This window comes from Streptomyces sp. NPDC087440 (assembly GCF_044744005.1).
GTDB lineage: Bacteria > Actinomycetota > Actinomycetes > Streptomycetales > Streptomycetaceae > Streptomyces.
In genome coordinates, this window is the sequence record NZ_JBIUXN010000047.1 from 1 (window position 1) to 7,790 (window position 7,790).

The following is a 7,790-nucleotide window of genomic DNA, read 5'->3' on the forward strand; positions in this document are numbered from 1 at the left end:
CGCCCGGCTCAGGCAGAGAGGCCCCGGACCCGCCCCTTTCCCTAAAGCGCTCGCCGCGCGGCTGCATAAGGGTTCCCGTGCGGGTGGGTGGGTGGGTGGCTGGTCGCGCAGTTCCCCGCGCCCCTGAAGGGGCGCCCGGCGCGGCGGAGCCGCACGTGCGGCACAGCCCCGCGCCCCTGAAGGGGCGCCCGGCGCGGTGGAGCCGCACGTGCAGCACAGCCCTGCGCGGCGGGGCCGCAGATCGGGTGCGGCCCCACGCCCCTGATGGCCCCGGCTCCGGAATTCGTGCGGGCCCGGCGCGATCGGGGATCATTCGGCGCATGAGCAGCCACGACCCGACGGGGATACCGGCCGGCACCCCGGCCCCCGCCCAGAGACCGCCGCACCCCGAGGCCGCCGGGGTGACCCCGCCTGTGGGCGAGTTCGGGCCCACTCCGCAGCCGGTGGCCCCCGGGGGCACCTACTGGCCCCCGCCGCCCGGGGCCACCCACTGGCCCCCGCCGCCCCCGGGGGTCGGCCCCTGGCCCGTGCGTCCGCCGGTCCGGGAGCCGTTGCCGCCCCTGCCCGCCCCCCGCCGCATCGTCGAGATCGACGCCCTGCGCGGGTTCGCGCTGCTCGGGATCCTGCTGGTCAACGTGTTCCTGATGAGCGGTGCGGCCGACCTCGGGAGTGGGGCGGGGGTGGTCACCCAGGGCGGTGGCGGTGAGGGGGGCCTGGGCGGGGTGGACGCCGTCGTCGGGTGGCTCGTGGCGTTCCTCGTGCAGGGGAAGTTCTATTTGTTGTTCGCCTTTCTCTTCGGGTACAGCTTCACCGTCCAGATGGCCTCCGCCGAGCGCGCCGGGGCCCGCGTCGTCCCCCGCACCCTCCGTCGCACCGCCGGGCTCCTTGTCCTCGGCCTGCTGCACGCCGTCCTGCTCTTCAGCGGCGACATCCTCACCTCGTACGCCCTCCTCGGCCTGATCCTGCTCGCCGCCCGCAACGCCTCCCCGCGCGGCGCGCGCACCGCCGCGTACTGGGTGTGGGGGTCCTTCGGCGCCCTGCTGCTCCTGCTCTCCGCGCTGGCGGTGCTCGTCCCGGCGACCGCCGCCGACCTCGCCGAGGCGGACGCCGACTCCGCCGCGCTCACCGCCGCCTACCGGGGCTCCTTCGCCGACGTCGTCGGCGCCAACCTCGACCAGCTGCCCTTCGTCGTCCTCGCGGCCGTGCTCGGCGCGGGAACGATCGTCCCCGCGTTCCTGTTCGGGCTGGCGGCGGGGCGCTCCGGCTGGTTCGACCGTACGGATGGGGCCAAGCTGCTCCGTACCGTACGCATCGGACTCGCCGTCGGCCTGCCCGCCGCCGCACTCGCCGCGACCCTCGAACTCGGCCCCGAGCGCTGGTCGATGCTCGGCTCGGCGCTGGGCGCGCTGACCGCCCCGGCGCTCACCGCCGCCTACCTCGCCGGAATGCTCCTCTTCTTCCGCACCCGCCCCGGCCGCCGCGTCGTCGCCGTCCTCGCCCCCGCGGGCCGCATGTCCCTGACCAACTACCTCACCCAGTCCCTGGTCATGGCCCTGGTCTTCACGGGCTACGGCTTCGGGCTGTACGGGAAGCTGGGCGTCGCCGTCCCGGTACTGATGGCCCTCGTCCTGTACGGGGTCCAGCTCGCCGTCAGCGGTCCGCTGATGCGGCGCCACCGGCACGGGCCGGTGGAGTGGCTGCTGCGGGTGATCACCCTCGCGGGCCGCCCCCGGCGGGACGCCGCACAAGTTAACGAGCGCTAACGCACCGGTCTAGAATGCTGCCATGAGCACCCAAGCCGCCCCCGGCGGAACGTCCCGGGTCGCGGCCCCCACCCGCCGCGAACAGATCCTCAAGGAAGCCGCGCGCCTCTTCGCCGAGCGCGGCTTCCACGGGGTCGGCGTCGACGAGATAGGCGCCGCGGTGGGCATCAGCGGCCCGGGCCTCTACCGGCACTTCCCCGGCAAGGACGCGATGCTCGCGGAGCTGCTGGTGGGGATCAGCGAGCGGCTGCTGGAGGGGGGCCGGGCCCGGGTCGCCGCAGCCCCGGACGACCCGGCGGCCCTCCTGGCCGCGCTCGTCGACGGCCACATCGACTTCGCCCTCGACGACCGCCCCCTGATCACCCTCCACGACCGCGAACTGGACCGCCTGCGCGACGCGGACCGGCGCCGGGTGCGCCGCCTCCAGCGCGAGTACGTGGAACTGTGGGTCACCGCGGTCCGCGACCTGCACCCCGCCACCCCCGAGTCCTCGGCCCGCGCCGCCGTCCACGCGGTCTTCGGCCTCCTCAACTCCACCCCCCACCTGGGCTCGGGCCTCCCCGGCCGCGACACCACGGAGTCCCTGCTGCGCCGCCTGGCGCACGGGGCGTTCGGGGCGCTGGGCGGCTGAGCGCGTCCCTCCGCCGGAACCCGTCCATCCGTCGGAACCCTCCGTGCGTCCGCGAACACGCCCGGCACAATGGTCCCCATGCCGATACTCAGCCGTGCCGCCCTCGTCGACCACCTCGTCCGCACCCGGATCGCGGGAGACGTCGCCACCCCGCGCGACAACAATCTGTCGCACTACCGCAAGCTCGCGAACGGCGACCGCCACTACTGGCTCGGCATCGAGCTCGGCGACCGGTGGGCCGACGAGCAGGACGTGCTGGCCGTCATGGCCGAGCGGTGCGGGGTGAGCGACGACCCCGAACACCGGCACGGACAGGACACCATCGACCCCGAGCTGACCGTGGACGCCCTGGACCGGGCCGCCGCCCGCCTGCGCAAGGCCGCCGCCGACCGGCAGCGCGTGCTGTTCGCGACCGGGCACCCGGGCGCCCTGCTGAACGTGCACGGGGCGACCGCGAGAGCCCTGCGGGACGCGGGCTGCGACGTCGTACGGATCCCGGGCGGGCTGACGGCGGACGAGGGGTACGTGGTGCAGTTCGCGGACGTGGCTGTGTTCGAGCGGGGGGCGAGCCTGTGGCACACCCACTCGCCCGCGCCCATGACCGCGATCCTCGACGGCCTGGAGCGGAACGGCGAGTCGCTGCCCGACCTCGTCTTCGCCGACCACGGCTGGGCCGGGTGCGCCGGGCAGCGCGGGATCGACTCGATCGGGTACGCCGACTGCAACGACCCCGCGCTCTTCCTCGGCGAGGCCGAGGGGACCATGGCCGTCACCATCCCGCTGGACGACCACGTCGTGGACCCGTTCTACTACGAGCCCATGACCGACTACCTGCTGGACGCCGCGGGCCTGCGCTGACCCCGGCGCGGGGTCGGGTCCAGGTAGACGCGGGCGATGGCCGGGTAGCGCTCGCGGAGCTGCGCCTCCGCCTCCTCGCAGGCCCACTCCACCTCGGCGGCCGACGAGACGTCCCGGAAGTCGATCTTCGCGGCGACGAGGATCTCGGACGGGCCCTGGATCAGGGTCGTCAGCTCGATGACGTCGACGATGTGGGGTACGGAGAGCAGCTCCTCCCGTACCCCTTCCCGCATCTGGGGCGGCAGCGCCCGGCCGATCAGCAGCTGCGCGTTGCTGCGGCCCAGCACCCAGGCGACGTACACCAGCAGCAGGCCGATGAGCAGGGAGGCGATGCCGTCCCAGACGCCGGAGCCGGTGAGCTGGCCCAGGCCCAGGCCCGCCGCCGCGAGGAGCAGGCCGGCGAGGGCCGCCGAGTCCTCCATGACGACCGCCTTGACCGCCGTGTCGGGGGTCAGCCGAAAGTAGCGGCCCACGGGCGCGCCCAGGCGGGCGGCCTCGGCGCGGACCTGCTTGATGCCGGTGCGGAGCGAGTAGCCCTCCAGGAGGAAGGCGACGGCCAGCACGATGTAGGAGACCAGGGGGTTTCCCAGTTCCTCGCCGTGGGTGAGGGTGTGGATGCCGTCGTAGATCGAGAAGACCGCGCCGCCGACGAAGGTCGCGACGGAGGCGAGCATCGCCCAGATGTAGCGCTCCGGGCCGTGGCCGAGGGGGTGCTGGGCGTCGGCGGGCTTCTCGCTGCGCTTGAGGGCGGTCAGCAGGAGGAGTTCGGTGACCGTGTCGGCCACCGAGTGCGCCGCCTCGGACAGCATCGCGCTGGAACCGCTGATCGCGCCCGCGACCGCCTTGGCGACGGCGATGCCGAGGTTGGCGACCGCCGCGACGATCACCGTGAAGGTGCTCTCGCCGCCGCCGGTGGATGCGGGTGCGCTGTCCGTCGTGTTGTCCTCCGCCATGGTTCGGACCGTATGCCCGATCAGCGGGGGACGCGAACCACGCCCTCCTGGATGACCGAGATGGCCAGCTGTCCGTCCCGGGTGTAGATCCGGGCCTGGCCCAGGCCCCGGCCGCCCGAGGCCGAGGGCGACTCCTGGTCGTACAGCAGCCACTCGTCGGCCCGGAAGGGGCGGTGGAACCACATCGCGTGGTCGAGGGAGGCCCCCACCACGTCGCCGGTCGCCCAGCCGCCCCGGCCGTGCGCCAGCAGGACGGAGTCCAGGAGCGTCATGTCGGAGACGTACGTGGCGAGGCAGACGTGCAGGAGGTGGTCGTCGGCCAGCTTGCCGTTCGTACGGAACCAGACCTGCGAGCGCGGTTCGCGGGGCTCGCCGACCGTCGCGTACGGAGGCGAGTCGACGTACCGGAGATCGATCGCGGCACGTGCTTCGAGGAGGCGGCCGACCGTGCCCGGGTCGACGAACCGGTCCGCGTAGCGGGGGAGGGTCTCGGCGGCCGTGGGGAGGGTGTCGGGGTCGGTCGACGGCGGCATCGGGGCCTGGTGCTCCATGCCCTCCTCGTACGTCTGGAACGACGCGGAGAGGTGGAAGATCGGCTGCCCGTGCTGGACCGCGACGACCCGGCGCGTGGTGAAGGAGCGGCCGTCGCGGATCCGGTCGACCGTGTAGACGATGGGGGCGGACGGGTCGCCCGTGCGCAGGAAGTAGGCGTGCAGGGAGTGTGTGAAGCGGTCATCGGGGACCGTCCGCCCGGCGGCGACCAGGGCCTGGGCCGCGACCTGGCCGCCGAACACGCGGGGGACGATGGCCGAGCGGCTCACGCCCCGGAAGATGTCCTGCTCGATCCGCTCCAGGTCGAGCAGATCGAGCAGGGACTCAAGTGCTTTGTTCATACAGGTAGTTGTAGCCGGTGAGTGCTACAGGCCCATGTCCTTGGCGATGATCATCTTCATGACCTCGCTGGTGCCGCCGTAGATGCGGTTGACGCGGTTGTCCGCGTACAGGCGGGCGATCGGGTACTCGTTCATGAAGCCGTAGCCGCCGTGCAGCTGGAGGCAGCGGTCGATGACGCGGTGCGCGACCTCGGTGCAGAAGAGCTTCGCGGAGGCGGCCTCGGCGGCCGTCAGCTCACCGGCGTCCAGGGCCTCCAGCGCGCGGTCGGCGACGGCCTCGGCGGCATCCACCTCGGCCTGGCAGGCGGCCAGCTCGAACTTGGTGTTCTGGAAGGTGGCGACCGGCTTGCCGAAGACGGTGCGGTCCTGGACGTACTGCTGCGTGAAGCGGACGGCGGCCTTGGCCTGCGCGTACGCGCCGTACGCGATGCCCCAGCGCTCGGAGGCGAGGTTGTGGCCGAGGTAGCCGAAGCCCTTGTTCTCCTCGCCGAGGAGGTCCTCGACCGGGACCTTCACGTCGACGAAGGCCAGCTCGGCGGTGTCGGAGGTGCGCAGGCCCAGCTTGTCCAGCTTGCGGCCGACCGAGTAGCCCTCGGACTTCGTGTCCACGGCGAACAGCGAGATGCCGAAGCGGCGGTCCTCGGCGGTCGGTGCGGAGGTGCGGGCGCAGACGATGACGCGGTCGGCGTGCACGCCGCCGGTGATGAAGGTCTTGGCGCCGTTGAGGACGTAGTGCGAGCCGTCCTCGGAGAGCTTGGCGGTGGTCTTCATGCCCGCGACGTCGGAGCCGGTGCCCGGCTCGGTCATGGCGAGCGCCCACATCTCCTCGCCCGTCACGAACTTCTCCAGGTACCGCTTCTTCTGCTCGTCGGTGGCGAGCATCAGGATGTACGGGAGACCGAGCAGGACGTGGACGCCCGAGCCGCCGAAGGTGACGCCCGCGCGGGTGGTCTCCTCGGTGAGGATCGCCTCGAACTTGTGCGTGCTCAGGCCCGCGCCGCCGAACTCCTCGGGCACGTTGATGCCGAAGACGCCCAGCTCGCCGAGCTTGTAGTAGAAGTCGCGCGGGGCCTGCCCGGCCGCGAACCACTCGTCGTAGACGGGCACGACCTCGGCCTCGATGAAGGCCCGGAGGGTGTCCCGGAACGCCTCGTGGTCCTCGTTGAATACGGTACGGCGCACGGGAACGCCTCCTTCGGCGGAATCGGCTGTGAGGTCGGCGGCTGGGCAGGCGTACTGCTAAGCGCTTGCTCAGATACCCGCCAAAAGTTACCGGCCGGTCACTGGGGTGTCCAGGGGGGTGCGGTGTTGGAGGGGCCACATGGGTGGGGGCGGCCCGGGAGGCGGTTCTGTCCGCCGCGTACAGGTCCCCCTGCTTCTTCATCCATCCGTACATGTGCGGAATCCGTCGTGCTGCCTACGCTCGGAGGCATGAACACTCCCCCTTCCGCGCCCCGTGGCCCCGTCGACTCGTCCCGCATTCCCCGGTACGCCGGACCGGCGACGTTCGCCCGGCTGCCGCGTCTGGACGAGGTCGGCGGGCGGACCGATGTCGCCGTCGTCGGCGTTCCCTTCGACACCGGGGTCTCCTACCGGCCGGGTGCGCGGTTCGGTGGCAACGCCATTCGCGAGGCGTCGCGGCTGCTGAGGCCGTACAACCCGGCGCAGGACGCCTCGCCGTTCGCGCTGGCGCAGGTCGCGGACGCCGGCGACATCGCGGCGAACCCGTTCAACATCAACGAGGCCGTCGAGACGATCGAGGCCGCGGCTGATGATCTGCTGGGGTCGGGCGCGCGGATGATGACGCTGGGCGGCGACCACACGATCGCGCTGCCGCTGCTGCGGTCGGTGGCGAAGAAGCACGGGCCCGTCGCTCTGCTGCACTTCGACGCCCACCTGGACACGTGGGACACGTACTTCGGGGCCGAGTACACGCACGGGACGCCGTTCCGGCGGGCCGTCGAGGAGGGCATCCTCGACACCGAGGCGCTGTCGCACGTCGGTACGCGCGGACCGCTGTACGGCAAGCAGGACCTGCGGGACGACGAGAAGATGGGCTTCGGGATCGTCACCTCCGCCGATGTCATGCGGCGGGGTGTGGACGAGGTCGCGGACCAGCTGCGGCAGCGGATCGGGGACCGGCCGCTGTACATCTCCATCGACATCGACGTGCTGGACCCGGCGCATGCTCCGGGGACGGGGACGCCGGAGGCCGGTGGGCTCACGTCACGGGAGCTGCTGGAGATCATCCGGGGGTTGTCGTCGTGCAACCTCGTGTCGGCGGACGTGGTGGAGGTCGCGCCGGCGTACGACCATGCGGAGATCACGTCGGTGGCGGCGTCGCACACGGCGTACGAGCTGACGACGATCATGTCCCGGCAGATCGCCGCTGCGCGGGGCTAGGCACGGCTTCCCCCTCTCCGGCCCTTTTGGGGGGGCGGGGCCGCACTTCCCCTCCCGGGGGGTCGCGCTTCCCCCCCGGGGCTGCGCTTCCCCCTTCCCGTGAGCCCCTCGGGGGACGAGGCAGCCCTCCCCTCTGGGTGCCGAGACCGCCCTCCCTCTTGCTTCCCCCTAGCCCCCTTGGGCGGCGGGGGCCGCCCTCCCCACCCTCCCCCGTAGCCCCCTTGGGCGGCGGGGCCGCCCCCCGGGGGCGGGACGGGCGGGCAAGGGGGCGGCCCCTCCCGCTCCCGGC

Annotated in this window: 7 protein-coding genes; 4 read left to right on the forward strand and 3 right to left on the reverse strand. The window is 72.7% G+C overall.

From position 1 onward, the window contains the following. Window positions 1-320: 320 nt before the first annotated feature. The 3 genes from ACIO3O_RS42530 (at window position 321) to ACIO3O_RS42540 (ending at window position 3,252) form a co-directional block, all read left to right on the forward strand. The gene (locus ACIO3O_RS42530) at window positions 321-1,763 is read left to right on the forward strand and encodes a DUF418 domain-containing protein (protein ID WP_401756345.1); all 1,443 of its coding nucleotides are present in this window, start codon (window positions 321-323) and stop codon (window positions 1,761-1,763) included. A 22-nt stretch (window positions 1,764-1,785) separates the two neighbouring features. Then, window positions 1,786-2,394 carry a TetR/AcrR family transcriptional regulator gene (locus ACIO3O_RS42535; protein WP_401756348.1) on the forward strand — a complete coding sequence of 203 codons (609 nt, stop codon included), beginning with the start codon at window positions 1,786-1,788 and terminating at the stop codon, window positions 2,392-2,394. Between the two features lie 78 nt (window positions 2,395-2,472). Then, entirely contained in the window at window positions 2,473-3,252 is a 780-nt protein-coding gene (locus ACIO3O_RS42540; RefSeq protein WP_401756351.1) for a phosphatase, read from the forward strand. On the opposite strand, the gene ACIO3O_RS42545 is transcribed toward ACIO3O_RS42540, so the two are convergent. The 3 genes from ACIO3O_RS42545 to ACIO3O_RS42555 are packed head-to-tail and all read right to left on the reverse strand — an operon-like array spanning window position 3,222 to window position 6,280. Continuing rightward, on the reverse strand, window positions 3,222-4,205 hold the full coding sequence (locus tag ACIO3O_RS42545) for a cation diffusion facilitator family transporter (RefSeq protein WP_401756354.1): 984 nt from the start codon (window positions 4,203-4,205) through the stop codon (window positions 3,222-3,224). The two genes, ACIO3O_RS42540 and ACIO3O_RS42545, sit on opposite strands and share 31 nt — an antisense overlap. Before the next feature lie 20 nt (window positions 4,206-4,225). Next, entirely contained in the window at window positions 4,226-5,098 is an 873-nt protein-coding gene (gene tesB / locus ACIO3O_RS42550) for an acyl-CoA thioesterase II (protein ID WP_401756357.1), read from the reverse strand. A 24-nt stretch (window positions 5,099-5,122) separates the two neighbouring features. Then, a complete protein-coding gene (locus ACIO3O_RS42555) occupies window positions 5,123-6,280 on the reverse strand; it encodes an acyl-CoA dehydrogenase family protein (RefSeq protein ID WP_401756360.1) in 1,158 nt (385 codons plus the stop codon). A 249-nt stretch (window positions 6,281-6,529) separates the two neighbouring features. Here ACIO3O_RS42555 and speB point away from each other — a divergent pair, with 249 nt between their 5' ends. Then, a complete protein-coding gene (gene speB, locus ACIO3O_RS42560; RefSeq protein ID WP_401756363.1) occupies window positions 6,530-7,501 on the forward strand; it encodes an agmatinase in 972 nt (323 codons plus the stop codon). Window positions 7,502-7,790 lie beyond the last annotated feature (289 nt).

Bases quoted from the DNA above. Each gene is read 5' to 3' on its own strand.
- ACIO3O_RS42530 (WP_401756345.1), top strand. From the start codon at position 321: ATGAGCAGCCACGACCCGACGGGGATACCGGCCGGCACCCCGGCCCCC.
- ACIO3O_RS42535 (WP_401756348.1), top strand. From the start codon at position 1,786: ATGAGCACCCAAGCCGCCCCCGGCGGAACGTCCCGGGTCGCGGCCCCC.
- ACIO3O_RS42540 (WP_401756351.1), top strand. From the start codon at position 2,473: ATGCCGATACTCAGCCGTGCCGCCCTCGTCGACCACCTCGTCCGCACC.
- ACIO3O_RS42545 (WP_401756354.1), bottom strand. From the start codon at position 4,205: ATGGCGGAGGACAACACGACGGACAGCGCACCCGCATCCACCGGCGGC.
- tesB (WP_401756357.1), bottom strand. From the start codon at position 5,098: ATGAACAAAGCACTTGAGTCCCTGCTCGATCTGCTCGACCTGGAGCGG.
- speB (WP_401756363.1), top strand. From the start codon at position 6,530: ATGAACACTCCCCCTTCCGCGCCCCGTGGCCCCGTCGACTCGTCCCGC.